The organism is Agrococcus baldri, assembly GCA_900114805.1.
Taxonomy (GTDB): Bacteria; Actinomycetota; Actinomycetes; order Actinomycetales; family Microbacteriaceae; genus Agrococcus; species Agrococcus baldri.
This window is the reverse complement of the sequence record FOZN01000002.1, coordinates 196,552-220,907: the sequence shown is the minus strand read 5'-3', so window position 1 is coordinate 220,907 and position 24,356 is coordinate 196,552. Positions and strand designations below refer to the sequence as shown.

Here is a 24,356-nt window from a genome sequence, read left to right as displayed (position 1 = left end):
CGTGGCGACCCGGCGCGCACGGCTCGGCAGCGGGCACGCACTCGCCTGGGTCGCGCACGGGCTCGCCGCAGCCGCACTGGTGACGGATGCGCTGGGGCGCGAGCGCGCACCCCTCGCGCTCGCATTCGGTGCGGCCTGCGCGCTCGCCGCGGCAGCGCTCGCCATCGCCGTGCTGGGTGCGGTCTCCGCTCGCGCCGGCACCGCGCCCCGTGCGCTGCTGCTCGCTGCGGCGACGGTCGCCGCGATTGCCGCTGCCGGCGCGGCGGCCCTCGCGCTGCTCGATCAGCCGCCGCACCTGGCGGTCGCCGCAGCGCTCGGCCTGGCCGCCGGCGTGCAGATCGCCGGCGTGCGCGCGCAGGTCGCCGCCGACCCGGTGCTCGCGCCGCGGGTGCGCCCGGCTCCTACGCTGCTCGCCGCCGCGGCGGGCGTCGCGCTGGTCGCCGTCGCCGCCGCCTCATCGGCGCTCGGCGTGAGCATCGCGCTCATCGCCGCCGCGCTCCTGCAGCTGGTCATCGCGGCACTCGCCACGGCGTCGAATCCACCGTCGGATCGTGTCGATGGACCTGTTCCGGATCAGGGGACCCGCCACAACAGGTCCTCAGATCTCGAAGGGGTCCGCGCCGCGGAGACCGCGCAGCCGGCGCTTCTGGCCCTGCTGGCCATCGCCGCCGCCGGCCTCACCGCGCTCGCTGCGCTGCGTCCGGCGCTCTCTGCGATCGGCGCCGACCACCCGCAGCCGGCCGGGCCGATCGCCCTCACCCTCGCGCTCGGGGCGCTGCTGGGCCCGCCGCTGGCGATGCTCGCCGAACGAGCCGGCGGCCGGTCCGCAGCGGTCCTCGCGACGGTCGGCGGCGCCGCGGCGCTCGCGGCCCCCATCGCGCGGCCCGGGGTCTTGGACTGGGTGGCCGCGGTCGTGCTCGGTGTGGCGCTCGCCGCATCCGTCGCCCTTGCAGAGCTCGCACGGCGCGCCGGTCACCGGGTCGCGACCGGCGCGACCGCGCTGCTGCTGCTCGCGGGCGCAGCGGGGGCCAGCCTCGCGGCGCTGCTGCTGCACGCGGTGCCGCTGCCCGACGTCGTGCTCGGGGCAGCGCTGGCGTGCCTGGTGGCAGCGGTCGGTGTCTGGGCGCCGTCTGCCGCCCGTGAACCCGTCGGCTGAGCTCCACCGCTCAGCTGAGCTGCGTGCGCTCCACCCACTCGAGGTACTCGTCGGTGACCCCGCCGGTGACGTACTCGCCGGTGAAGCACGACAGGTCGAGGCCCTCGATCGACGAGCCGTCGAGGATCGCGCGCTGCAGGTCCTCGACCTCCTGGTAGACGAGGAAATCGCTGCCGAGTGCCTCGTTCACCTGCGGGATGGTGCGGCCGGATGCGATGAGCTCGGCGCGCGAGGGCATGTTGATGCCGTACACGTGCGGGTAGCGCACCGGGGGAGCGGCCGAGGTGAAGGTGACCGAGTTCGTGCCGACCGAGCGCATCATCTCGACGATCTCGCGGCTGGTGGTGCCACGCACGATCGAGTCGTCGACGACCAGCACGTTCTTGCCGCGGAACTCGCTCTCGAGCGCGTTCAGCTTCTGCTTCACCGACTTCTTGCGGGCGGCCTGCCCGGGCATGATGAAGGTGCGGCCGACGTAGCGGTTCTTGTAGAAGCCCTCGCGGTACTCGATGCCGAGCCGCCGCGCGACCTCCATGGCTGCCGGGCGGGAGGAGTCCGGGATGGGCATCACGACGTCGATGTTGCCCGCGGGCGTGTACTGCGCGATCGTGTCGGCCAGCCGCTCGCCCATGCGCAGGCGCGACTCGTAGACGTTGATGCCGTTCATCACCGAGTCGGGGCGGGCGAGGTAGACGTACTCGAACGAGCAGGGCATGAGCACCGGGCTGTCGTGGGTCATCTCGGTGATCAGCTCGCCGTCGGGCGCGATGAAGATCGCCTCTCCCGGCCTGACGTCACGCTCGAGCGTGAAGCCCGAGCCGGTCAGGGCGACCGACTCGCTCGCCACCATCCACTCGGTGCGGCCCTTGGTGCTGCGGCGCGAGCCCAGCACGAGTGGCCGGATGCCGAAGGGGTCGCGGAAGGCGAGCATGCCGTACCCGGCGATCAGCGCGATGACGCCGTAGGAGCCCTGGATGCGCTCGTGCACGCGGCGCACGGCGGTGAAGACGCGGTCGGCGTCGAGGGCGCCGGTGGCGACCAGCGTCTGCAGCTCGGAGCCCAGCACGTTCACGAGCATCTCGGTGTCGCTGCCGGAGTTCACGTGCCGGTGGTCGACGGTGGCGAGCTCGCGCTCGAGCTCGCGCGAGTTCGTCAGGTTGCCGTTGTGCACCAGCACGATGCCGTAGGGCGCGTTCACGTAGAACGGCTGCGCCTCGAGCTCGTTCTCGGCCTCGCCGCGGGTCGCGTAGCGCACGTGGCCGAGGCCGAGGTGGCCGAGCAGCGCGCGCATGTCGCGGGTGCGGAAGGCCTCGCGCACCTGGCCTTTGGCCTTCTTGACGTGGATCGAGCGCCCGTCGGCGGTCGCGATGCCGGTGGAGTCCTGCCCGCGGTGCTGCAGCAGCGCGAGCGCGTCGTAGACCTGCTGGTTGACGCTCGAGTCGGAGACGATGCCGACGATGCCGCACACAGGCGAGCTCCTTCTGTCGTGGGGCTGACGACCCAGCCTATCGAGCGGGACGTGCGGGCGGATGCGTCGGGTCACCCACCGAATGGTCAGGCAAGGGGAGCATCGTGGTCGCCATGCAACCCGACACGGAATCCATCAAGCATCTGCCCGAGCAGCAGCAGGAGTGGCCCGGACGGACCGACGCGCTGCACCCGGTGCCCGATCACGGCGAGACCAGCTACACCGGCCGCGGCCGGCTGGAGGGCAAGCGCGCCCTCGTCACCGGCGGCGACTCCGGCATCGGCCGCGCCACCGCCATCGCCTTCGCCAAGGAGGGCGCCGACGTCGCCATCGCCTACCTGCCGCAGGAGCAGGACGACGCCGACGAGACCGGCCGCCAGATCCAGGCCGCCGGTCGCCGCGCGGTGCTGGTGCCCTGCGACCAGCGCACCGACCAGGCCAATCAGGACCTCTGCGCGAAGGTGATGGAGGAGCTCGGCGGGCTCGACATCCTGGTCAACAACTCCGGCTACCAGATGGCGCAGGACGGGCTCGAGCAGATCTCCGACGAGCAGCTGCGGCAGACGTTCGAGACGAACATCTTCGCGATGTTCAACTTGACGCGCGCCGTGCTGCCGCACCTGAAGGAGGGCGCGAGCATCGTCAACTGCTCATCCATCCAGGCGTTCGAGCCGTCGGAGACGCTGCTCGACTACGCCTCGACGAAGGCGGCGATCAACAACTTCACCGTCAACCTCGCCGCGCAGCTCGGTGGCCGCGGCATCCGCGTCAACGCGGTCGCCCCGGGCCCGATCTGGACCCCGCTGCAGCCGGCCACGAAGCCGAGCGTGAAGGACTTCGGCATGAACGCGCCGCTCGGCCGCCCCGGCCAGCCGATCGAGGTCGCGACCGCGTTCGTCTACCTCGCCAGCGACGAGGCCAGCTACGTCTCCGGCACCGTGCTCGGCGTCACCGGCGGCAAGCCCGTCTTCTGACCCCGCTGCCTGAGCCGGTGCGCGCCGCAGGCGCACACCGTGTCGAAGGCCGCGCGCGCCGCCGGCGATCACGCCGCGCGGCGCCTGCGACGGGCGCGCAGCACGAGCCCGAGCACGGCGAGCAGCCCGATGACCACCGCGGCGATGCCCGCCCCCAGCAGCCACGGCTGCGGGACCGAGCCATCGGGGGTCCTGCTGCCGACCGGTGCGGTGACGTCGTCGGGTTGCGCGCGCATGCTCGCGTAGCGCTCGACCACGCTGGGCTGCAGCTCCTCGAGCGTGGCGCGGCCGGCCGGCAGCAGCTCGGTCGCGTGCTCGTCGAGCGGCGTGACGGTGCCGTCGATGAGCGCGAACCAGGCGTCCGCCGGTGCATCGAGCACCAGCCGGGATCCGGACCGCACGCCGAGCAGCGCCGCCGCCAGCTCGGCGTCGTCGCTCGTCGCGGCGAACGTCGCGGGTTCATCCGGCGCCGGCCGGTAGGCGGTGATCGTGCCGACCGGTTCGCCGAGCCGCTCGACCGGCGCGATCCACTCGTCGAGCGAGACGGTGGGCCCGCCCGCGGCGCCGCTCAGGTACGCCTCGCTCCAGGCGAAGACCTCATGCACACTGCCCGCGGCGGTGCCGTGCAGCTCGGTGGCCTCGAGCACCTCCGGCGCCTGCTCGGCGAAGAACGCTGCGACGTCGTCGGGCAGCCCCGGCACGCTCGTCGCTGCGGGAGCGGCGGCGGCCGGAGCGGTCGCGACACTGGCGAGCACCAGTGCGAGCGCGCTGCGTGCGAGCCATACCCCGCGTGCGATCTCCATCGTCGGCCTCCACCCTTTAGACCGACGGTAAGGCGGTCACTGCAGAGGGTCAACGGATGCGACTCAGCACGCTCGAAGCTGCGGGCCTCTCACGCTGCCACTTCATCACCGTCCGATTCGGCGTGGCACTCCGCTGCGACTGGAACCGTTGTTCTCAGCGCCGCCCAAGTGAGTTGCCGTCGACTGTGTCGGCCATCACTTTACTTAACCGACGAGAACGAGCATCAAGCGCGACAGTTATTCCGACGCGCCAATCAACTCACATATGCGCACTTTCACTCGCCGACGCTCGTCTCGAGACGTTTGACGGTCGAGTCCAATTGCTGCTGGATAGCATCCGCGGCGCCGAGAAAGTCCTCTAGTGCCGCGTCTGAACGCCCGAGCGCATCCAAGGTTCTCTCGATCAAAGCCAGTGCTCTCTGCGCGACTACCTCAGCGTGCCGCTTCTCGCTCGCGACAACTTCTTCAAACTGGGCCTGGCGAGTGGCGTCGAAAGCCGCAATTCGTTCCAACTCCAAGTGAGCTGTGATCACGAGACGCACTTGCCGCTTGAGTATTGATATCGACACTTGCGCATGTGCATCGGTGCGTTCGAACTCGGCGAGGGCGAGTGGGATTCCGGAAAGGCGCGCAACGAGACTGGATTTCAGCGCGTCGGCTGGCTCGAGCGGAGGTTGAGCATCGCGCACAACCCTAAGGAGTACTGCCTGCTCCAATTTGCTCAGGCTCGTCTCAGATGGCTCGGCGAGTAGCTTGGCGCGCGCGTACTGATCGGACATGGACTCACTCAGCGAAAGACCTCGATGAAGTAGTCTGCGAACTCGACTGGCGCTGGCACGCATTCGCTTCTGGACCGCAATCATCCGAATTACGATCTCTTGGAGATCTGCAGCAAGACCCTTGGGTTTGACCACCGCAACTCGGAGTATCGCTGCGGCGGGTATTAGCGATGGAGTCAGTACAACACCGATAAATGCCGTGAGTATGAAGCTGATGACAGGAGGCGAGAGCTTAAACTCCCTACCTGACTCCAGAGCGAGAAGAGCCAATGTCAATACCGTCAGGCATGCAGCACTGGCTACGCTCAGAATCGTGAGTTGCATGATTGAGATTGTCGGCAATCGGAAATTCCAACTGCGTGCGACGCTTCGTACTTCAATAGCGAGCGGAATTGCGAGTGTCACCGCGACCTGCGCTACTCCGATCCATCCGCTCGTTGCGTCCAAGCCCAGCGTCAATTAATCATCCCGATTCGCGTATTCGCTCAGACGGCGACGCGCTCCCGCGCAGCGGCGAACGCGGCGACCGCGCGGTCGACGTCCTCATCCGAGTGGGCGGCCGAGAGCTGCACGCGGATGCGCGCCTCGCCGCGGGGCACGACGGGGAACGAGAACGCGGTGACGTAGACGCCCTCGGCGAGCATCGCATCCGCCATGTCCGCCGCGAGCCGCGCGTCGTGGAACATCACCGCGATGATCGGGTGCTCGCCCGGCAGCAGCTCGAAGCCCGCCGCCTCCATGCCCTCCCGGAAGCGCGCGGTGTTGCGCTGCAGGGTCTCGCGCAGCTCCGCCGCACCCTCGACCAGATCGAGCGCGGCGATCGAGCCGGCCACCACCGAGGGGGCCAGCGCGTTCGAGAACAGGTAGGGGCGCGAGCGCTGCCGCAGCAGATCGACGATCTCGGCGCGCGCGGCGATGTAGCCGCCGGAGGCACCGCCGAGCGCCTTGCCGAGCGTGCCGGAGATGATGTCGACGCGGTCCTGCACGCCGGCGAGCTCGGGGGTGCCGGCACCGGTCGCGCCGGTGAAGCCGGCCGCGTGCGAGTCGTCGACCATCACCATCGCGTCGTAGCGCTCGGCGAGGTCGCAGATCGCCTCCAGCGGCGCGAGGTAGCCGTCCATCGAGAAGACGCCGTCGGTGACGATCAGGCGCCGGCGTGCGCCGGCGGCCTCCTGCAGCCGCGCCTCGAGCTCGGCCATGTCGCGGTTGGCGTAGCGGTGGCGGGCGGCCTTCGACAGCCGGATGCCGTCGATGATCGAGGCGTGGTTGAGGGCGTCCGAGATGACGGCGTCGTCGGCGCTGAGCAGCGTCTCGAAGAGCCCGCCGTTCGCGTCGAAGCACGAGGAGTAGAGGATGCACGCCTCCTGGCTCAGGAACGACGCGAGCCGCGCCTCGAGCTCGAGGTGCTGCGTCTGCGTGCCGCAGATGAAGCGCACCGAGGCCATGCCGAAGCCCCAGTCGTCGAGTGCGGCCTTGGCCGCCTCCACGATGGTCGGGTGGTCGGCGAGGCCGAGGTAGTTGTTGGCGCAGAAGTTGAGCACCTGCTGGCCGTTCGCGGTCACGGTCGCGGCCTGCGGGGAGTCGATCGCCCGCTCGCGCTTGGTGAGGCCGGCGGCCTCGATCTCGGCGAGCTCGTCGGCGATGGAGTCACGGATGGAGAACACGGATCAGGCTCCTTGGGTGAAGTCGAGGATGACCTTGCCGGCGGCGCCCGAGCGGGCACGGTCGAATGCGCCCTCCCAGTCGGCGAAGGCGAAGCGGTCGGTGATGATGGGGGAGATGTCGAGGCCTGACTGCGCCATGGCGCTCATCGCGTACCAGGTCTCGAACATCTCGCGGCCGTAGATGCCCTGGATGGTCAGCATGTGCGAGACGACCTTGCTGAAGTCCAGCTCGATGGGCGCCGAGGGCAGCCCGAGCATGGCCATCCGGCCGCCGAAGTTGAGGTTCTCGATGATGCCCTTGAGCGCGGCCGGGGCGCCCGACATCTCGAGCGCGACGTCGAAGCCCTCGGTCATGCCGAGCTCGCCCTGCACGTCCTTGATCTCCTGCTCGCGTGGGTTGAGCGCCCGGAAGCCGAGCGAGCGCGCGAGCTCGAGCCGCGCCTCCGACAGGTCGGTGACGACGATGTGGCGGGCGCCGACGTGCCGCGCGACCATCGCCGCCATCAGCCCGATCGGGCCGGCGCCGGTGACCAGCACATCCTCGCCCACGACCGGGAACTTCAGCGCCGTGTGCACCGCGTTGCCGAACGGGTCGTAGATGCCGAACACGTCGAGCTCCTGCGGGGATGCGGTGGCCGCGGTCGCGCCCGGGTGCACCCAGACGTTGGTGGCCGGCAGCACCACGTACTCGGCGAAGCAGCCGTCGCGCTGCACGCCCAGGTTCGAGGTGCGGATGCACAGGTGCCGGCGGCCCGCGCGGCAGTTGCGGCAGTGGCCGCACACCACGTGCCCCTCGCCGCTCATCAGCTGCCCGGCGACATAGTCGGTGACGCCCTCGCCGACCTCCACGATCTCGCCGCAGAACTCGTGCCCGACGGTCAGCCCGGGCTGCACGGCCGACTGCGCCCACGCATCCCACCCATCGATGTGCAGGTCGGTGCCGCAGATGCCGGCGCGCAGCACGCGCACCTTCACATGGCCGGGCGGGGTCTCGGGCTCGGGGATCTCGACCAGCTCGAGTCCCGGCTTGCCTCGGGTCACGAGTGCATGCACGGAGGTCTCCATCGACGGGGTGGTGGGTATGCCAACGCCATCCTGCCATCAGAACTCAACGTGTCAGGTGCCGGTTTGCCGCACCGGGTGCGCCGAGTGCGCACCCGACACGTTGAATCTGAGCACCGGCGGCTCGATACCCTGGGAGCATGACCGATCCGTATGCCTCCGCCGGCGTCGACACCGAGGCGGGCGACCGCGCGGTGGAGCTCATGAAGGCGGCCGTCAGCCGCACCCACGGGCCGGGCGTGCTCGGCGGCTTCGGCGGCTTCGCCGGGCTGTTCGACCTCTCGGCGGCGGGTTCGTACGCGAAGCCGCTGCTGGCCACCTCCACCGACGGCGTCGGCACGAAGATCGCGCTCGCGCAGGCCATCGACAAGCACGACACCATCGGCCAGGACCTCGTCGGCATGGTCGTCGACGACATCATCGTGGTGGGCGCCAAGCCGCTGTTCATGACCGACTACATTGCCACCGGCAAGGTCGTGCCCGAGCGCATCGCCGACATCGTGCGCGGCATCGCCGAGGCCTGCGAGGCCACCGGCACCGCGCTGGTCGGCGGCGAGACGGCCGAGCATCCGGGTCTCATGCAGCCCGATGACTACGACGTGGCAGGTGCCGCCGTCGGCATCGTCGAAGCGGATGCGGTGCTGGGCGCCGAGCGCGTGCAGTCCGGCGACGTCGTGGTCGCGATGGCCTCCTCCGGCCTGCACTCGAACGGCTTCAGCCTCGTGCGCCACATCCTCGCCGAGCGCAGAGTCGCGCTCACCGACCGGGTCGACGAGCTGGGCGGCGTCGCCGCCGAGGTGCTGCTCGAGCCCACCCGCCTCTACACCTCCCCGCTGCTGGGCATGCTCGAGGCAGGCCTGGGCATCCGCTCGATCTCGCACGTCACCGGCGGCGGCATCGCCGCCAACCTCGCGCGCGTGCTGCCGCAGCAGCTCGCGGTCGAGATCGACCGCGCCGGCTGGCAGGTGCCGGAGGTGTTCGACGCGCTCGCGCAGCTGGGCGGCTTCCCGCTCACCGACGCGGAGGGCACGTGGAACCTGGGGCTCGGCATGCTCGTGGTCGTCGACCAGGCCGATGCGGCCGACGTGATCGCCGCGAGCGAGGCCGCCGGCATCCCCGCGTGGACGGTGGGCGGCGTGCAGGACGCGCCCGCCGACTTCGCCGGCTGGGTGCGCGGCGCCAAGGGCGTCGACGGCGGCGCCGTGCGCCTCACCGGCGCGTACCGCTGAGCGGGCGCGGGCGCCGTTTCGCCCATGCGGCGGGGTGTGGGCAGGCGTCCAGGTTGCTCTGACCCGGCCCGCGTACGGTGTCAGGCGGCAGGAGACCAGGAGCAGAACCCCGGATCACGATCACGATCACGATCACGATCACGATCTCGAGGCAGGAGGTGCGGGATGCAGTCTGACCCTGACCGCTTCCGGCCCCGTGACCTGGCCGAAGACGGTGCCCTCTCCCAGCAGGCGCCCTCGCAGCCGCAGCAGCACGAGTCGGCGTTCGGCGCGAGCTACGCCCGGCCCCAGCACGAGCAGCTGCAGCACGGGCGGCCCTCGACAGGGCAGCCCCAGTACGCGCCGCCCCGGTACGCCCTGCCGCAGTACGCCGCGCCGCACTACGCCGCGCCGCACTACGCCACCCCCTTCGACGCCCGCGACGCGCCGCTCATCCACCCGGCGGCAGCGCAGGCCTCGAACGTCACGCCGTACGGGGTGCCCGTCTACCACGCGCCCGGCTTCGGCTACGTGCCGCAGCCCTCGCGCGGGCTGTCGATCACCGCGCTCGTGCTCGGGCTGTGCTCGGTGGTGTTCGCGTGGATCTTCGTGGTCGTGCCGATCATCGGCATCGTGTTCGGCTTCCTGGCGCTCAGGCGCGAGCCGAGCGGCAAGGCGATGGCGATCGTTGGGCTGGTCGCCTCCGTGCTCGGACTGCTGTGGGTGCTGCTGTTCTACCTGCTGCCCCTGATCGCCTTCCTCGGCGCGGTCGTCTTCGCAGCCGGCGGTCCCTGACGCACTGCGCATCGCCAGTCGCGAGCCGGGCGTCGCGACAGGAACCAGCGCGCGCTCGGCCCCGAGCGCCTAGGCTCATGGGGACGCGGCACGCGTCCCCTGCACCCAGCTTCCATTCACGCGAGGAACCTTCATGACCTACACGCCCCCCGAGCAGCCCGCTCAGCAGCCCGACCCGGCTGGCGGATACCAGCCCGCAGGCTCTGCCGGCGGATACCAGTCCTACCAGCCGGCCGGCCAGGCCTACGGCAACTACGCCGTCAACACCTCGACGAGCAAGAAGCTCTCGATGTGGGGCCTCATCCTCGGCATCTCCAGCATCATCATCCCGATCTTCCTGAACGCCATCGCCGGCGCCGTGCTCTCGGGCATCGGCCTGGCGAAGGAGCCGGCTGCCAAGACCATGGCGATCTGGGGCCTCGTGGTCTCGATCCTCGGCTTCATCTGGAACATCGTGTTCTGGACGATCGTCATCCCGCTCATCATCTTCGCCGCGATTGCGGCCTCGGTGGGCGAGATCAACTACTGAGCCGCACGCACGCGAATGGCCCGCCGATCGGCGGGCCATTCGTCGTCTGGTGACGGATGCGCGCGGCGCGCTGAGAGCGAAGGCCATCTCTGGCCTCCGCTGCGAGCCTGCGCCGGGACCGTCTCGGGCCTCGGGATCGGCGTGACGGTCAACACTCGACGAACGCGACGGCCAGGCCGCCGAGCGCAGTCTCCTTGTACTTGTGGCTCATGTCGGCGCCCGTCTGCCGCATCGTCTCGACGGCGGTGTCGAGCGAGACGTAGTGGGTGCCGTCGCCCTGCTGCGCCATGCGCGCGGCGTTGATCGCCTTGACGCTGGCCATCGCGTTGCGCTCGATGCAGGGGATCTGCACGAGGCCCTTGATCGGGTCGCAGGTGAGGCCGAGGTTGTGCTCGATGCCGATCTCGGCGGCGTTCTCGATCTGCTCGGGGGTCGCGCCCAGGACGGCCGCGAAGCCGCCGGCGGCCATCGCGCACGCCGAGCCCACCTCGCCCTGGCAGCCGACCTCGGCGCCCGAGATCGAGGCGTTCGACTTGATGATGATGCCGATCGCGCCGGCGACCAGCAGGAAGCGCACCTGCCACGGCAGCTCGTCCTCGACGCAGTTGGCAAAGCGGTCGGCGTAGTGCATCACGGCGGGGATGATGCCGGCGGCGCCGTTCGTCGGAGCGGTCACGACGCGGGCGCCGGCAGCGTTCTCCTCGTTGACGGCCAGCGCGTAGAGGTTCACCCACTCCATGCCCTCGAGCAGGTCGGGGCGGCCCTGCTTGGGTGCCGCGTCGCGGTCGAGCAGCTTCGCGTGCCACTCCTTCGAGCGCCGCTTCACATCCAGCCCGCCCGGCAGGATGCCCGGGGTGGCGATGCCGTGCTCGACGCACTCCTGCATGACCTCCCAGATGCGCTCGAGCTGCGTGATGGTCTGCTCGCGCGAGCGCCAGGCACTCTCGTTCTCGAGCATCAGCTCTGCCACCGACAGCCTGGTCTCGCGGCAGAGCGCCACGAGCCGGTCGCCGGTGGTGAAGGGGTGCGCGACCGGGTGCAGCTGCTCGGCCGGCGCGGGCACCGGCGAGAGCACGTCGCCCTCGTCGTGACGCATGACGAAGCCGCCGCCGATCGAGTAGTAGCCGGCGCTGGCGATGGTGTCGTCGGATGCGTCGTAGGCGGTGATGCGGAGCGCGTTCGGGTGCTCGCGGCGCACGGTGAGCGGCCGGAAGATGAACACCTTCGCCTCGTCGAACGGGACGGTCAGGCGGGCGCCGAGCGAGAGCTCCCCGGTGGCGCGGATGCGCTCGAGCGTCGCGGTGATCTGCGGCGTCTCGACGGTGTCGGGCGCGAGGCCCGAGAGGCCCAGCATGATCGCCGTGTCGGTGCCGTGCCCGGATCCGGTGGCGCCGAGCGAGCCCAGGAGGTCGACGCGCAGCCGCACGACGTCGCCGAAGCGACCGGACGCATCCACCTGCCCGACGAAGTCGAGCGCGGCCCGCATGGGGCCGACGGTGTGCGACGAGGAGGGGCCGATGCCGATCTTGAACAGATCGAGCACCGAGAGCGACTCGAACACCGGTGCGGTGGCGGTCGCGTGCGACCCGACCTCGGTGGGCTCTGCGCCCTGCCCGTTCGTGATGGATGCGTGCGAGGTCACGATCAGCTCCTTCGCTTGAAAGCGCACGGAGCCGATGGTGTCAGCTCAAGCGGTGCGGCCCGTCTGGTACTCGTCAGCGTAGTCGTCGTCCTCCGACTCGACGTCGGCGTAGTCGGCCCACTTGTCGAGCTGCGCGGTGTCTGTGGCCCCGCCGAGCTCTGACTGGAGCGCGTTGTAGTTGACGTCCGGGCTGTACGACTTCAGCTCACGCGCGATCTTCGTGTGCTTTGCCTTCTGGCGACCACGACCCATGCTGGACCCCCTTGCTACTGGCGCCGGCGCTGCGGCCGGCGAACGATGGGAGAACTTCCTCTAACAAGTCCAACCTCGATCATACCATCGAGCCTGTCCATCGGCTGTGCCAGGGCATCGCATGTGGACAGCGTTCCGAATCGCTCAGATCGCGACGGCCGGCACCAGCATCGCCCCGAGCAGCAGGCCCACGGCCGCGGCGAGGGCGCCGCCGACGAGCGTCACCGCGATCGTCGCGAACGCGTGGCCGGCGCGACGCCGCTCGAGCTGCTGGACCGCCTGGGTGGCGAAGGCCGAGTAGGTGGAGAGGCCGCCGCAGAAGCCCGTCACCAGGATGGCGCGCCAGGTCTCGTCGAGCGGCAGCAGGCTGGCGCAGAATCCCGCGATCAGGCTCGCGGCCAGGTTGACAGCGACGGTTGCCCGCACGGGGCGCTCGCCCGCGAGGACGCCGACCAGGAAGCGCACGGTCGCGCCCAGCCCGCCCGCGATCGCGATGCCCAGCAGCTCGAGCGCGCTCATGCGGCCCTGCCCCTCGCCAGCCGGTGGCCGAGCGCGAGGCCGCCCCAGGCGGCCAGCAGGCAGAGGGCGAGCATGCCGAGCGCGAGCAGGATGCCCGGCAGCGCCGGGATGATGGTCGCGAAGCCGCCGGTGCTGGCTGCGGCGGTCACGCTCGCGACCGCCACCGCGCTGAAGGCGGTGAAGCCGCCGAGCACCCCTGCGCCGATGCCGTGCCGTACCCAGGCGGGAGCGTCGGCGAGCGCCGCCACCGAGACGCCCAGCAGCGCCGAGCCGAGCGCGTTGACGGCGAGCAGCAGCCACCACTCCGGGATCGCCTCCTGCAGCAGCGCTCGCGCCGCCGTGCCGAGTGCGCCGCCGACCAGCACGGCGAGCACGGATCGCAGCAGCATCCGCCCAGCGTAGGCCGCCCGGGCCGCGCCACCGGACGCATCCGCCGGCCGGGCTCGCCCGAAGGCTTGACATTGACGTTGCGTCAACCTCTAGCGTCGTGCTCATGGAGTGGTCGATCCAGCGCATCGCGAAGCTCGCCGGCGTCTCGAGCCGCACACTGCGGCACTACGACGCCGTCGGCATCCTGCACCCTGCCCGCACCGATGCGGGCGGCATGCGCTGGTACGACGAGGCATCACTCAGTCGCCTGCAGCGCATCCTGCTGCTGCGCGGACTGGGTGTGGGGATCCCAGCGATCGCCGCGAGCCTCGAGCGCGCATCCGACGAGGAGGCGCTCGCGGCGCACCTCGTCGACCTCGAGCGTGAGGCCGATCGCGTCCACAGGCAGATCCGCGCCGTCGAGCAGACGCTGCGGGCACGAGAGGAAGGAGCTGCCATGACGGCAGAGGAAGCGCTCGACGGGTTCGATCAGAGCCAGTACGAGCAGGAGGTGACCGAGCGATGGGGTGCCGCTGCGTGGAAGCGCGGCCAGGACTGGTGGAAGGGCATGTCCGACGAGGGCAGGCAGGCGTTCGGCCAGGAGCACCTCGACATCGCGGCAGGCTACGCCGCAGCGCGCGAGGAGGGCGAGAGCGTCGACTCCGACACGGTGCAGGCGCTCGTCGAGCGGCACTACCGCTGGGTCGGCGCCGGCTGGCAGCGCGAGCCCGAGCTCGAGGCCTTCGCGGGCCTGGGCGAGATGTACGTCGCCGACGAGCGATTCGCCGCCAACTACGGCGGCACCGAGGGCGCGGCGTACGTGCGCGACGCCATGCTGGCGTTCGTCGCGGCGCGGCAGCGGTAGCCGACGGACGATCGAGGAGCTGAGACCGAGGCCGCGGACGGGCCTCGGCGCTGGCGTCACGGAGGCGGCCCGAAAGGGCCGCCTCTCTCAGTTCCAGCGCGCATCCGCCCCTCACCGTTGTGGTGGGAGGATCGTCGCGTGCATCTGCTCTCTCTCGCCAGCATGAAGAACAAGGCGCTCGTCGCGCTCGTGACCATCTGCATCGCGATCTTCGGCGGGGTGGCGCTGTCGAGCCTGAAGACCGAGCTCACTCCCGAGCTCGAGCTGCCGGCGGTCGTGGTGATGTCGAACATGCAGGGCGCGAGCCCCGAGATCATCAGCGCCGACGTCACCGAGCCCATCGAGCGGGCGGTGCAGTCGGTGCAGAGCCTGGAGGGCACCAGCGGCACCTCCTCCACGGGCTCGAGCGTGGTGGTCGCGCAGTTCGAGTACGGCGTGAACATGGCCACCACCGAGCAGCGCGTGCAGCAGGCCGTCAACCGCATCGCGAGCCAGCTGCCAGAGGGCGTCGAGCCCACGGTGCTCACCGGCTCGATCGCCGACTTCCCCGTGCTGCAGCTGGCTGTCACCGGCGGCGAGGACACCGCGGCGCTGGTCGACCGCATCGAGACCATCGCGGTGCCGCAGCTCGAGCGCACCGAGGGCGTGCGCGCGGTGCAGCTGCAGGGCGCACCGGGCCAGCGCATCACCATCAGCCCCGACGACGAGGCGCTCACGGCTGCCGGGCTGTCGAGGCAGAGCATCCGCGACGCGATCGACCAGCAGGGGCAGCTGCTGCCCGGCGGCACCGTCGACGACGACGGCCAGACGCTCAGCGTGCAGATCGGCGAGCGGCTCGGCTCGGTCGATGACGTGGCGAACCTGCCCCTCACGGGCGGCAGCGAGGCGGGCGCTGGCGGCCAGGGCGGCACCGGCGGCGAGGCGGGCGCTGGAGACCAGGGCGGCACCGCTGTCGAGCCGGGTGCCGTCGGGGACGGCCCCGCCGCCGAGACCGTCACGATCGGCGACATGGCGGAGGTCGCGCTCACCGAGGATCCCGTCACCTCCGTCGCGCTCGTCGACGGCCAGCCCTCCATCACGCTGTCGATCACCAAGACGCAGGCCTCGAACACCGTCGACGTCTCGCACGCCGTGCACGAGCTGCTGCCAGCGATCCAGGCAGAGCTCGGCGACGACGTCGCCATCACCACGATCCTCGACCAGGCGCCCTACATCGAGCACTCGATCGAGGCGCTCGCGGTCGAGGGTGTGCTGGGGCTGGTGTTCGCCGTGCTCGTGATCCTCATCTTCCTGTGGTCGCTGCGCTCGACGATCGTCACCGCCATCTCCATCCCGATGTCGGTGCTGATGACGTTCATCGGCATGTGGGGCGCCGGCTTCTCGCTGAACGTGCTCACGCTCGGCGCGCTGACCATCTCGATCGGCCGCGTCGTCGACGACTCGATCGTGGTGATCGAGAACATCAAGCGCCACCTGGCCTTCCAGGCCTCGAAGGCGAAGGCGATCCTGGATGCGGTGCGCGAGGTCGCGGGCGCGATCACGGCGTCGACGGTCACCACCGTCATCGTGTTCCTGCCACTGGCCTTCGTCAGCGACATCACCGGCGAGCTCTTCCGGCCCTTCGCGCTGACGGTGACGATCGCGCTGCTGTCGTCGCTGGTGATCGCGCTGACGATCGTGCCGGTGCTCGCGTCCTGGCTGCTCAAGCGCCCGAAGGAGGCCGTCGAGGCCGAGCGGGTCGCGGCCGAGCGAGCGGCGCAGACAGAGCAGCAGGCCGCCGTGCAGCCCGCCCGGCGCGGCATCTTCGGCCGCCGCCGCGCATCCGCCCCCGCTCGTGGACCCCTTGGAGATCGGCGGACCCGTTCTGGCGGGTCCAGCGATCTCGAACGGGTCCACAGCGCGGCAGCATCCGGAACCGCAGCGGTCGGTGCAGCACCGATCGAGCCGGCCGACCGGCCAGAGCGCAGCGACCGGCTGCGCCGCGCCTACCGGCCCGTGCTGCTGGCGACGCTGCGCAAGCCCTGGCTGGTGCTGATCGGCGCCGTGCTCGTGCTGGGCGCGAGCGGCGCAGCCGTGCCGCTCATGGCGATCAACTTCCTCGGCGACGACGGCCAGACCACCGTGCAGCTCTCGCAGCAGCTCGAGCCCGGCGCATCGCTCGACGCGCAGCTCGACGAGGCGGAGGCGCTCTCCGCCGAACTGCAGGCGCTCGACGGCGTGGAGACGGTCTCGGCGACCGTCTCCAGCGGCGCCGGCGCGTTCGCCGCCTTCACCGGCGGCGGAGGCGGCAGCTCGGTGCGCTACGGCGTCATCGCCGCCGACGGCACCGACATGGAGGCGCTGCGCGCCGACATCCTCGAGATCGGCGACGCGGCGACCGGCGAGGTGACGGTCGGCTCCTCCGGCGGCCTGGGCGGCAGCGACATCACCGTCGAGGTGCAGGCGCCGACGCCCGAGGCGCTCGAGGCGGCCACCGCATCCGTCTCCGACCGCCTCACCGGACTCGACGGCGTCGCCCAGGTGACGGACTCGCTCGAGGGCGCCCAGCCGCTCGTGCAGGTCGCCGTCGACCGCGAGCTGGCGGCGAGCCTGGGGCTCAGCGAGGCGGCGGTCTCCGGCCTGGTCGCGCAGGCGATGCAGCCGACGCCCATCGGCGACATCCAGCTCGACGGCTCGCTCGTGCGCATCTGGCTCGACGCCATCGCGCCTGCCTCGACGCTCGACGAGCTGCGCAGCCTCGAGCTGCCGACGCCCGCCGGCCCGCTGCCGCTGTCGGACGTCGCCGAGGTGACCGAGGTCACCGGCCCCGTCTCGATCGCCACCAGCGACGGCAGCCGCACGGCGACCGTCACCGTCACGCCCGACGCGGCGGATGTCGGCGGGCTCTCCGCGAGCCTGCAGGCAGAGCTCGACGGGCTCGAGCTCGCCGAGGGCGCGACCGCCGAGATCGGCGGCGTCGCCACCCAGATCACGGATGCGTTCACCCAGCTCGGGATCGCGGCACTGATCGCGGTGCTGCTCGTCTACGTCGTCATGGTGGCCACCTTCAAGAGCCTGCTGCAGCCGTTCCTGCTGCTGGTCTCGGTGCCCTTCGCGGCCACCGGCGCGATCGCCATGCAGCTCATCACCGGGGTGCCGCTGGGCGTCGCCTCGATGGTCGGTGTGCTGATGCTCGTCGGCATCGTGGTCACCAACGCGATCGTGCTCATCGACCTCGTCAACCAGTACCGGGACCGGGGGCTGAGCGTGCGCGAGGCGCTCGTCGAGGGCGCCGAGCGCAGGCTGCGGCCCATCCTGATGACCGCAGCGGCGACGATCTTCGCGCTCGTGCCGATGGCGGCCGGCCTCACCGGTCAGGGCGGCTTCATCTCGCAGCCGCTGGCGATCGTGGTGATCGGCGGCCTGATCTCGTCGACGGTGCTGACGCTCATCGTGCTGCCGGTGCTCTACCTGGTCGTCGAGGGTGCGATCGAGCGGCGGCGCGTGCGCCGCGGCAGCGGCACGCGCGCCGAGCGTCGAGGCGAGCTCGCCGCTGCCAGCCAGCGGTGACCGCGCTCCCAGCGGACGCTGGGGGTGCGCTGGTTGGATGAGCACGACCGAGCGCTCCCGCAGTGAAGGAGGCCGAGCATGCCGGCATTCCTGATCGTCCGCGCCGCACTGCAGGACGGTCGGCTGGATGCGTACCGCCAGCCGCCGACCCTCGACATCGGCGGGCTGCGGGCGCCGCTCGACTGGGGCGACATCACCCTGCACGTGCCGGCCGGCGACCTGCCGGTGACGATCTTCGTGACCCGCGCGAACGGACAGGTCGAGGGAGCCACCCTCACCGTGCGCGCCCCCGCCGGCACCGGCACGCGGCTCACCTTCGTGCCGCCGCTGCAGCCCGGCGGGCGGTCCATGCTGCGCATCGACGGGCAGTGGGCCTCCGACTCCTCGATGCACTACTACGCCGCGCGCGACGCCCGCGTGCTGGCGCAGCCGACGATGCCGATGCCCTCGCTGCCCGGCGACGCCCAGGGCCCGGCCGGCGTGCGGGTGGTGAGCCCTGCGGCGCAGCCGCCGGTGGCACCGACGCCGCCGGTCGGGCCGATGCCCGGCTCCACCGGCTCCGTGCCGCAGCACGTGTCGACCTTCGGCCGCGAGCAGGGCTCGCGCGTCGATCCCGTGCAGCCCTCCGCGACCCGAGCCTCCGCCCCGTCGCCGGCGCAGCCGGCCCGGCTGGCCCAGCCGCCGCATCTGGGCCCGCGGCCGACGCACGAGGGCGGGCCCACGCATCCGTCACCGTCGTTCGGGCAGCGCGCTGAGGGCGCCGAGCGCGACCTGTACGGCCGCGAGCAGGTCGCCGACCCGCGGCAGCCGCCGCCGATCCCGACGCCGGCCGAGTTCCACCGGCTCGAGCAGGAGGCGCACGACGCGCAGCGGCGCGTCTACGCGGCCTGGCAGGCGCAGCAGCGGGTGCAGGCACCCCCGCAGGGGCCGAGCACCCACGACGGTGCACCGCAGCCGATCGGGTTGCAGGCCAATACAGGGCAGGCGCAGCCAGCCTGGTACCCGGATCCGTTCCGGCGGGCGGAGCAGCGCTGGTTCGACGGCCGCCAGTGGACCTCCTCGGTGATGCGCGGCGGCGTGCGCGGGCACGACCAGGCGGGCTGAGCCGGGCAACTGCCCCTATCGCGAGACGGGGCTTTGCCGTAAGGTTGCACGGTCGGCTCGGAACAGACGCGTGTGCGTCACATGGAGTGTCTCCGCGGCCGGATATCCCGCGGGCGATCTCGCGGTTGATCAGTATCCCCGCGATGACTGCGGCACTACCTGCGCGAGTTCGATCTCGCGCGCAATGAAATGCGAGCAATGGCACACAACCACTCGCGCCCTCAGGGCGCCCACCGATCCAACGACCGCGACAGCAGCAGCCGACCCGGCTCCCGCAGCAAGGGCCACCGCGGCTTCCGCGACGAGCAGCCCTCGAAGGGCCGCTGGAATCAGAGCGAGCGCGACAGCCGCCGCGACGGCGGCGCGCAGGGCGGCCGCTCCGGCCGCTCCAGCTCGGGTCGTCCCAACTGGACCCCGCCGGAGGAGCGCAACCGCGACCACCAGCGCGGTCCCTCCTTCCGCACCCGCGGCGGCAGCCACGGCGGCCGCGACCACCAGGGCGACGAGCGCGTGCACCGCGGCGAGCGCCCGCGCGGCTTCGACCGCGCCCGCGACGAGCACAACGGCCGCGGCCGCTCCGGCGCTGCGCCGGACCGCAACCGCCGCTTCGAGGACCGCCCCCGCCGCGACGACCGCGATCAGCGGAGCTTCGGCGACCGCCGCGAGCAGGGTCAGCGTCGCTTCGACGACCGCGCGCCGCGTCGTGACGACCGCGATCAGCGGAGCTTCGGCGACCGCCGCGAGCAGGGTCAGCGTCGCTTCGACGACCGCGCGCCCCGTCGCGACGACCGCGATCAGCGGAGTTTCGGCGACCGCCGCGAGCAGGGCCAGCGTCGCTTCGACGACCGCCCGCGCCGCGAGGAGCGCCGCAGCTTCGACGAGCAGCCCCGCCGCGACAGCACGTACTACCCCTCGAAGGACTCGAACCCCTTCCAGCCGAAGGACGACGTCGTGCTCGAGCGCCTCGAGGCGAAGGCGACGAGCGCCGAGGACGTCGCGGGCATCTCCTTCGCCGACCTCGGCATCGGCGACAGCATCTCCCGCGCGCTGACCGGCATGGGCGCGGTCTCGCCGTTCCCGATCCAGGCAGCCACGATCCCCGACGTGCTCGCAGGGCGCGATGTGCTCGGCCGCGGCCGCACCGGCTCCGGCAAGAGCATCGCCTTCGGCGCGCCGATCGTCGAGATGCTGCTGCGCGGCCGCTCCGAGCGCCGCGAGATCGGCCGCGCCCCGCGCGCGCTCGTGCTGGCTCCGACGCGCGAGCTCGCACAGCAGCTCAACCACACGATCATGACGCTCGGCCGCGAGGTCGGCGTCTTCACGACCGTCATCGTCGGCGGCGTGAAGCAGGATCGGCAGGTCGAGGGGCTGCGACGCGGCGTCGACGTCGTGATCGGCACGCCCGGCCGCATCGAGGATCTCGTCGAGCAGCGCAAGCTGAACCTCGGCGCGGTCGAGATCGCGGTGGTCGACGAGGCCGACCACATGTGCGAGCTCGGCTTCCTCGAGCCCGTGCAGCGCATCCTGCGTCGCACGAAGCCGGGCAGCCAGAAGCTGCTGTTCTCGGCGACGCTCGACGCCGAGGTCCAGACCATCGTCAAGGAGTTCCTCCCCGAGCCGTCCGTCCACGAGGTGGCCGGCGAGGAGCAGTCGACGTCGACGATCGACCACCAGATCCTCGTCACGGATCGCTACGACAAGGATGCGGTGCTCGAGCAGATCGTCCGCAACCCCGGCCGCATCATCGTCTTCACGCGCACTCGCGCCTACGCCGAGCGGCTCGCCGAGCAGTTCGGCGACGCCGGCATCGCAGCGGTCAGCCTGCACGGCGACCTGACGCAGGCGAAGCGCAACCGCTCGCTCGAGAAGCTGAAGCGCGGCAAGGTCGACGTGCTGGTCGCGACCGACGTCGCCGCCCGTGGCATCCACATCGACGACATCGCGCTCGTCGTGCAGGCCGACCCGCCGGACGAGTACAAGACCTACATGCACCGCTCGGGCCGCACCGGCCGCGCGGGCAACGACGGCCGTGTCGTCACCGTGATCGCGCCGGCGCGCCGCAAGCGCACCCAGCAGCTGCTGGACCGGGCCGAGATCGAGGCGCCGATGATCCCCGTCACGCCCGGCGACGATCTGCTCGACACGCTGACGGCCCCGCCGGCCGCCGCCGAGATCGCCGAGCACGAGCCGGCCGCCGCCGGCACCGACGCGCAGGCGCAGCCCACCGCATCCGTCTAGACCGCCTCAGCGACCCCTTCCGCCTCGCGCGCCCGGTGCACCGGGACGCTGTCCGGAAGGGGTCGTTCGCGTTCCGCGAGCGGATGCGGCGCACGGCCGCGAGGCCGACTTGCGTTGTGCAGGACCGGGCGTAGCGTTAGGGCATGCGCATCGTCGTGATCGGTGGATCGGGGAACGCGGGCTCGGCGATCGTTCGGGCACTGAGCAGGCGGGGCGCCGATGTCGCCCCGCTGTCGCGGTCGGGCAAGGCCATCGCGGGTTCCCCCGGCGTCAAGGCCGACATCGTCTCCGGTGAGGGCCTCGATGCCGCCTTCCAGGGCGTCGACGTGATCGTCGACTCCTCCAATTCGCGCAATCCGCTCGACCCGAAGCCCTTCACCATCGGCGCGCGCAACATCGTCGCCGCCGCCGAGCGGGCAGAGGTGCAGCGGGCCGTCGTGCTCTCGATCCTCGGCGTCGACGTCTCGAAGCTCTCGTACCACCGCCGCAAGCACGAGCAGGAGCTCACCTACCTGAACTCCGCGCTCGAGGTCTCGGTGGTGCGCGCCGCGCAGTTCCACGAGTGGTCGGTCGACCAGTTCGAGGCCGGCTCCGCGCTCGGCGCCATCCCGGTCGTGCTGGGCGGCCGCATGCAGCCGGTCGCCGTGAGCGAGGTCGCCGACCTCTGCGCCGAGGAGGCGCTCGACCCCAGCGGCAAGCGCTTCATCGAGATCGCCGGCCCGCAGGTGCGGCTCTCGCGCGACCTCGCGAAGGCCTGGCAGGCGGCCACCGGCGCCCGCGGCCTGATCGTCAACGGCCCGTTCCCGCCGTCGATGCTCGACTACCTGCGCTCGGGCGCCAACTTCACCGAGCAGCACAAGGGCCGCATCGGCTTCGAGGAGTGGCTCTCGCGCCGTCGCTGAGCCATCCACAGCGAGGCGACCGGCGGCGAGCCGTGTCGGCGGCTCGGCCTAGGGTGGGATGCGTCATGGACGCGAAGGGGGACGCGTGACGGACGCGCAGCACGACCAGTGGGCACCGCCCGGCGACGACGACGCACCGGAGCCGTGGGGCGAGTACGACGCACCCGACGACGGCTGGGTGCCGCCCATCGACGACGATGCGCCGGTGCTCGCCGGCGTCGGTGCGCGCACCACGGGCGGCGAAGTCGGCGCACGCGGCCGCACCGCCGTCCGTCCGCAGCCCGCCCGCGCGCCCGGCATCGCCGCATCCGCCAAGGCCGCCACGCCGCTCGAGGCGCTCACCCGGGTGTGGGGCTACGACGCGTTCCGCGACCAGCAGGCCGCGATCATCGACGACGTGGTGGCCGGCCGCGACGCGGTGGTGCTCATGCCCACCGGCGGCGGCAAGAGCCTCTGCTACCAGATCCCGTCGCTCGTGCGCGAGGGCACCGGCGTCGTCATCAGTCCGCTGATCGCGCTCATGCACGACCAGGTCGACGCGCTCGAGCAGCTCGGCGTGCGGGCGGCCTACCTCAACTCCACCCAGTCGATCGACGAGCGCCGCGAGGTCGAGCAGCGGCTGCTCGCCGGCGAGCTCGACATGCTCTACCTGGCGCCCGAGCGGCTGCCGGTCGCGCAGAGCCTGCTCGATGCGGCGCCGATCGCGCTGTTCGCGATCGACGAGGCGCACTGCGTCAGCCAGTGGGGGCACGACTTCCGTCCCGACTACCTGCAGCTGTCGGTGCTGGGGGAGCGCTGGCCGCAGGTGCCGCGCATCGCCCTCACCGCGACCGCGACGGTCGAGACGCGTGCCGAGATCGTCGAGCGCCTGGGGCTGCGCGACGCGCACGTGTACGTCTCGAGCTTCGACCGGCCGAACATCCAGTACCGCATCGCCCCCAAGCAGGATGCGAAGGCCCAGCTGCTGCGCATCATGCGCGACGAGCACCCGGGCGCGACCGGCATCGTCTACTGCCTCTCGCGCAAGTCGGTCGAGTCGACCGCCGAGTGGCTGCGGGCGCAGGGCATCGACGCGCTGCCGTACCACGCCGGCCTCGACGCGGCCGTCCGCGGGGCGAACCAGCAGCGGTTCCTGCGCGAAGACGGCGTCGTGATGGTCGCGACGATCGCGTTCGGCATGGGCATCGACAAGCCCGACGTGCGCTTCGTCGCGCACCTCGACCTGCCCAAGTCGATCGAGGGGTACTACCAGGAGACCGGCCGCGCGGGCCGCGACGGCGAGGCCTCGACGGCCTGGCTCGCCTACGGGCTGCAGGACGTCGTGCAGCAGCGCCGCATGATCGCCGACGGGGTCGGCGACGCGCAGCGCAAGCGCAACCAGACCATGCACCTCGATGCGATGCTCGCGCTGTGCGAGACGGTCGAGTGCCGCCGCGTGCAGCTGCTCGCCTACTTCGGCCAGCCCAGCGAACCCTGCGGCAACTGCGACACCTGCCTCACCCCGCCCGATTCCTACGACGGCACCGTGCCGGCGCAGAAGCTGCTCTCCACCATCGTGCGGCTGCAGCGCGAGCGACGGCAGGCCTACGGCGCCGGGCACCTGGTCGACATCCTCGTCGGCGGCGACACCGAGCGCATCCGCCGCTTCGGTCACGACCAGCTGGCCACCTACGGCATCGGCGCCGACCTGCCCGCCACTCAGTGGCGCGGCATCGTGCGGCAGCTGCTGGCGCAGGGGCTGCTGCAGGTGCAGGGCGAGTACGGCGTGCTGGCGATGACGGATGCGTCTGCCGCAGTGCTCGCAGGTGAGCGCGAGGTGCGCTTGCGGCACGAGACGAAGGCACCGGCGAAGGCCGCGAAGCGCTCGGCGTCGACGCTGCAGCTCGACGACGCCCAGCAGGTGCTCTTCCAGGCGCTGCGCTCGTGGCGCGCGGCGACGGCGAAGGAGCAGTCGGTGCCGGCGTACGTCGTCTTCAACGACAAGACGCTGGCGGCGATCGCCGAGCGCAGGCCGGCGACGCTCGTCGAGCTCTCGACCGTCTCCGGCGTGGGCGAGTCGAAGCTCGAGCGCTACGGCGACGCCGTGCTGGAGGTGCTGTCCGAAGCATGAGCGAGCGCGTGCGCATCGACGTCTGGATCTGGGCGGTGCGGCTCGTGAAGACCCGAGCCGCCGCGACCGAGGCGTGCCGCGGCGGGCACGTGAAGCTCGGCGGCCAGCCGGCGAAGGCCTCGCAGCAGGTGCGCATCGGCGATGAGGTGCGGGTGCGCATCCACGGCTTCGACCGCATCGTGATCGTCAAGCAGCTGCTGAAGAAGCGGGTCGGGGCGCCGGCCGCCGCCGAGGCGATCGAGGATCGCTCGCCGCCGCGCCCCTCCGCGATCGATGCGGCGCAGGTGCCGCACCGGCCCAGGGGCGCGGGCCGCCCGACCAGCCGCGAGCGGCGCGAGATCGATCGGCTCCGCGGGCGCGACGGCTGA

The 24,356-nt window shown here is 71.5% G+C and carries 21 protein-coding genes; 12 read left to right on the top strand and 9 right to left on the bottom strand.

Going from position 1 to position 24,356, the window contains the following annotated elements:
* Position 1 precedes the first annotated feature (1 nt).
* Positions 2–1,156 carry a hypothetical protein gene (locus BM288_RS05195; protein ID WP_092916628.1) on the top strand — a complete coding sequence of 385 codons (1,155 nt, stop codon included), beginning with the start codon at positions 2–4 and terminating at the stop codon, positions 1,154–1,156.
* 10 nt (positions 1,157–1,166) lie between these two features.
* Here the strand turns inward: BM288_RS05195 and purF are convergent, their stop codons facing one another.
* Complete coding sequence (gene purF, locus BM288_RS05190; protein ID WP_092916626.1) at positions 1,167–2,624, bottom strand: amidophosphoribosyltransferase; 1,458 nt, start codon at positions 2,622–2,624, stop codon at positions 1,167–1,169.
* A gap of 113 nt (positions 2,625–2,737) precedes the next feature.
* On the opposite strand from purF, the gene BM288_RS05185 reads away from it, so the two are divergent.
* On the top strand, positions 2,738–3,598 hold the full coding sequence (locus tag BM288_RS05185) for an SDR family oxidoreductase (protein WP_092917718.1): 861 nt from the start codon (positions 2,738–2,740) through the stop codon (positions 3,596–3,598).
* Between the two features lie 68 nt (positions 3,599–3,666).
* On the opposite strand, the gene BM288_RS14430 is transcribed toward BM288_RS05185, so the two are convergent.
* From BM288_RS14430 to tdh, 4 genes are all read right to left on the bottom strand, one after another.
* On the bottom strand, positions 3,667–4,401 hold the full coding sequence (locus BM288_RS14430) for a hypothetical protein (protein ID WP_177220258.1): 735 nt from the start codon (positions 4,399–4,401) through the stop codon (positions 3,667–3,669).
* 275 nt (positions 4,402–4,676) lie between these two features.
* Positions 4,677–5,504 carry a hypothetical protein gene (locus BM288_RS14260; RefSeq protein WP_143103026.1) on the bottom strand — a complete coding sequence of 276 codons (828 nt, stop codon included), beginning with the start codon at positions 5,502–5,504 and terminating at the stop codon, positions 4,677–4,679.
* A gap of 161 nt (positions 5,505–5,665) precedes the next feature.
* Positions 5,666–6,844: a glycine C-acetyltransferase gene (locus tag BM288_RS05170; protein ID WP_092916622.1), complete on the bottom strand. Its 1,179-nt coding sequence runs from the start codon at positions 6,842–6,844 to the stop codon at positions 5,666–5,668.
* A gap of 3 nt (positions 6,845–6,847) precedes the next feature.
* The gene (gene tdh, locus BM288_RS05165) at positions 6,848–7,909 is read right to left on the bottom strand and encodes an L-threonine 3-dehydrogenase (protein ID WP_092916620.1); all 1,062 of its coding nucleotides are present in this window, start codon (positions 7,907–7,909) and stop codon (positions 6,848–6,850) included.
* Positions 7,910–8,046: 137 nt separating this feature from the next.
* Between tdh and purM the strand changes: the two genes are divergently transcribed.
* From purM to BM288_RS05150, 3 genes are all read left to right on the top strand, one after another.
* Positions 8,047–9,135, top strand: a complete 1,089-nt coding sequence (gene purM, locus BM288_RS05160; RefSeq protein ID WP_092916618.1) for a phosphoribosylformylglycinamidine cyclo-ligase — start codon at positions 8,047–8,049, stop codon at positions 9,133–9,135.
* Positions 9,136–9,300: 165 nt separating this feature from the next.
* Complete coding sequence (locus BM288_RS05155) at positions 9,301–9,909, top strand: DUF4190 domain-containing protein (RefSeq protein ID WP_092916616.1); 609 nt, start codon at positions 9,301–9,303, stop codon at positions 9,907–9,909.
* Positions 9,910–10,042: 133 nt separating this feature from the next.
* The gene (locus BM288_RS05150; RefSeq protein ID WP_092916614.1) at positions 10,043–10,438 is read left to right on the top strand and encodes a hypothetical protein; all 396 of its coding nucleotides are present in this window, start codon (positions 10,043–10,045) and stop codon (positions 10,436–10,438) included.
* A 148-nt stretch (positions 10,439–10,586) separates the two neighbouring features.
* Here BM288_RS05150 and BM288_RS05145 read toward each other — a convergent pair whose 3' ends face one another.
* From BM288_RS05145 to BM288_RS05130, 4 genes are all read right to left on the bottom strand, one after another.
* A complete protein-coding gene (locus BM288_RS05145) occupies positions 10,587–11,999 on the bottom strand; it encodes an L-serine ammonia-lyase (RefSeq protein WP_092917716.1) in 1,413 nt (470 codons plus the stop codon).
* A 126-nt stretch (positions 12,000–12,125) separates the two neighbouring features.
* Entirely contained in the window at positions 12,126–12,332 is a 207-nt protein-coding gene (locus tag BM288_RS05140) for a DUF3073 domain-containing protein (protein ID WP_092916612.1), read from the bottom strand.
* A 144-nt stretch (positions 12,333–12,476) separates the two neighbouring features.
* Positions 12,477–12,851, bottom strand: coding sequence for a fluoride efflux transporter FluC (locus BM288_RS05135; RefSeq protein WP_092916610.1), 375 nt, complete (start codon positions 12,849–12,851; stop codon positions 12,477–12,479).
* Positions 12,848–13,240, bottom strand: coding sequence for a CrcB family protein (locus BM288_RS05130; RefSeq protein WP_092916608.1), 393 nt, complete (start codon positions 13,238–13,240; stop codon positions 12,848–12,850). Before BM288_RS05130 ends, BM288_RS05135 begins: the two co-directional genes overlap by 4 nt.
* Positions 13,241–13,344: 104 nt before the next feature.
* Here BM288_RS05130 and BM288_RS05125 point away from each other — a divergent pair, with 104 nt between their 5' ends.
* From BM288_RS05125 to BM288_RS05095, 7 genes are all read left to right on the top strand, one after another.
* Entirely contained in the window at positions 13,345–14,085 is a 741-nt protein-coding gene (locus tag BM288_RS05125; protein ID WP_092916606.1) for a MerR family transcriptional regulator, read from the top strand.
* Positions 14,086–14,223: 138 nt separating this feature from the next.
* Positions 14,224–17,634 (top strand): efflux RND transporter permease subunit, encoded by a 3,411-nt coding sequence (locus tag BM288_RS05120; RefSeq protein WP_092916604.1) that lies wholly within the window; start codon positions 14,224–14,226, stop codon positions 17,632–17,634.
* Between the two features lie 78 nt (positions 17,635–17,712).
* On the top strand, positions 17,713–18,738 hold the full coding sequence (locus tag BM288_RS05115) for a DUF2510 domain-containing protein (RefSeq protein ID WP_092916602.1): 1,026 nt from the start codon (positions 17,713–17,715) through the stop codon (positions 18,736–18,738).
* Between the two features lie 198 nt (positions 18,739–18,936).
* Positions 18,937–20,976, top strand: a complete 2,040-nt coding sequence (locus BM288_RS05110) for a DEAD/DEAH box helicase (protein WP_092916600.1) — start codon at positions 18,937–18,939, stop codon at positions 20,974–20,976.
* 143 nt (positions 20,977–21,119) lie between these two features.
* Positions 21,120–21,878: an SDR family oxidoreductase gene (locus BM288_RS05105; protein WP_092916598.1), complete on the top strand. Its 759-nt coding sequence runs from the start codon at positions 21,120–21,122 to the stop codon at positions 21,876–21,878.
* A gap of 58 nt (positions 21,879–21,936) precedes the next feature.
* Positions 21,937–23,988, top strand: coding sequence for a DNA helicase RecQ (gene recQ, locus BM288_RS05100; protein WP_092916596.1), 2,052 nt, complete (start codon positions 21,937–21,939; stop codon positions 23,986–23,988).
* On the top strand, positions 23,985–24,356 hold the full coding sequence (locus tag BM288_RS05095) for an RNA-binding S4 domain-containing protein (protein WP_092916594.1): 372 nt from the start codon (positions 23,985–23,987) through the stop codon (positions 24,354–24,356). Before recQ ends, BM288_RS05095 begins: the two co-directional genes overlap by 4 nt.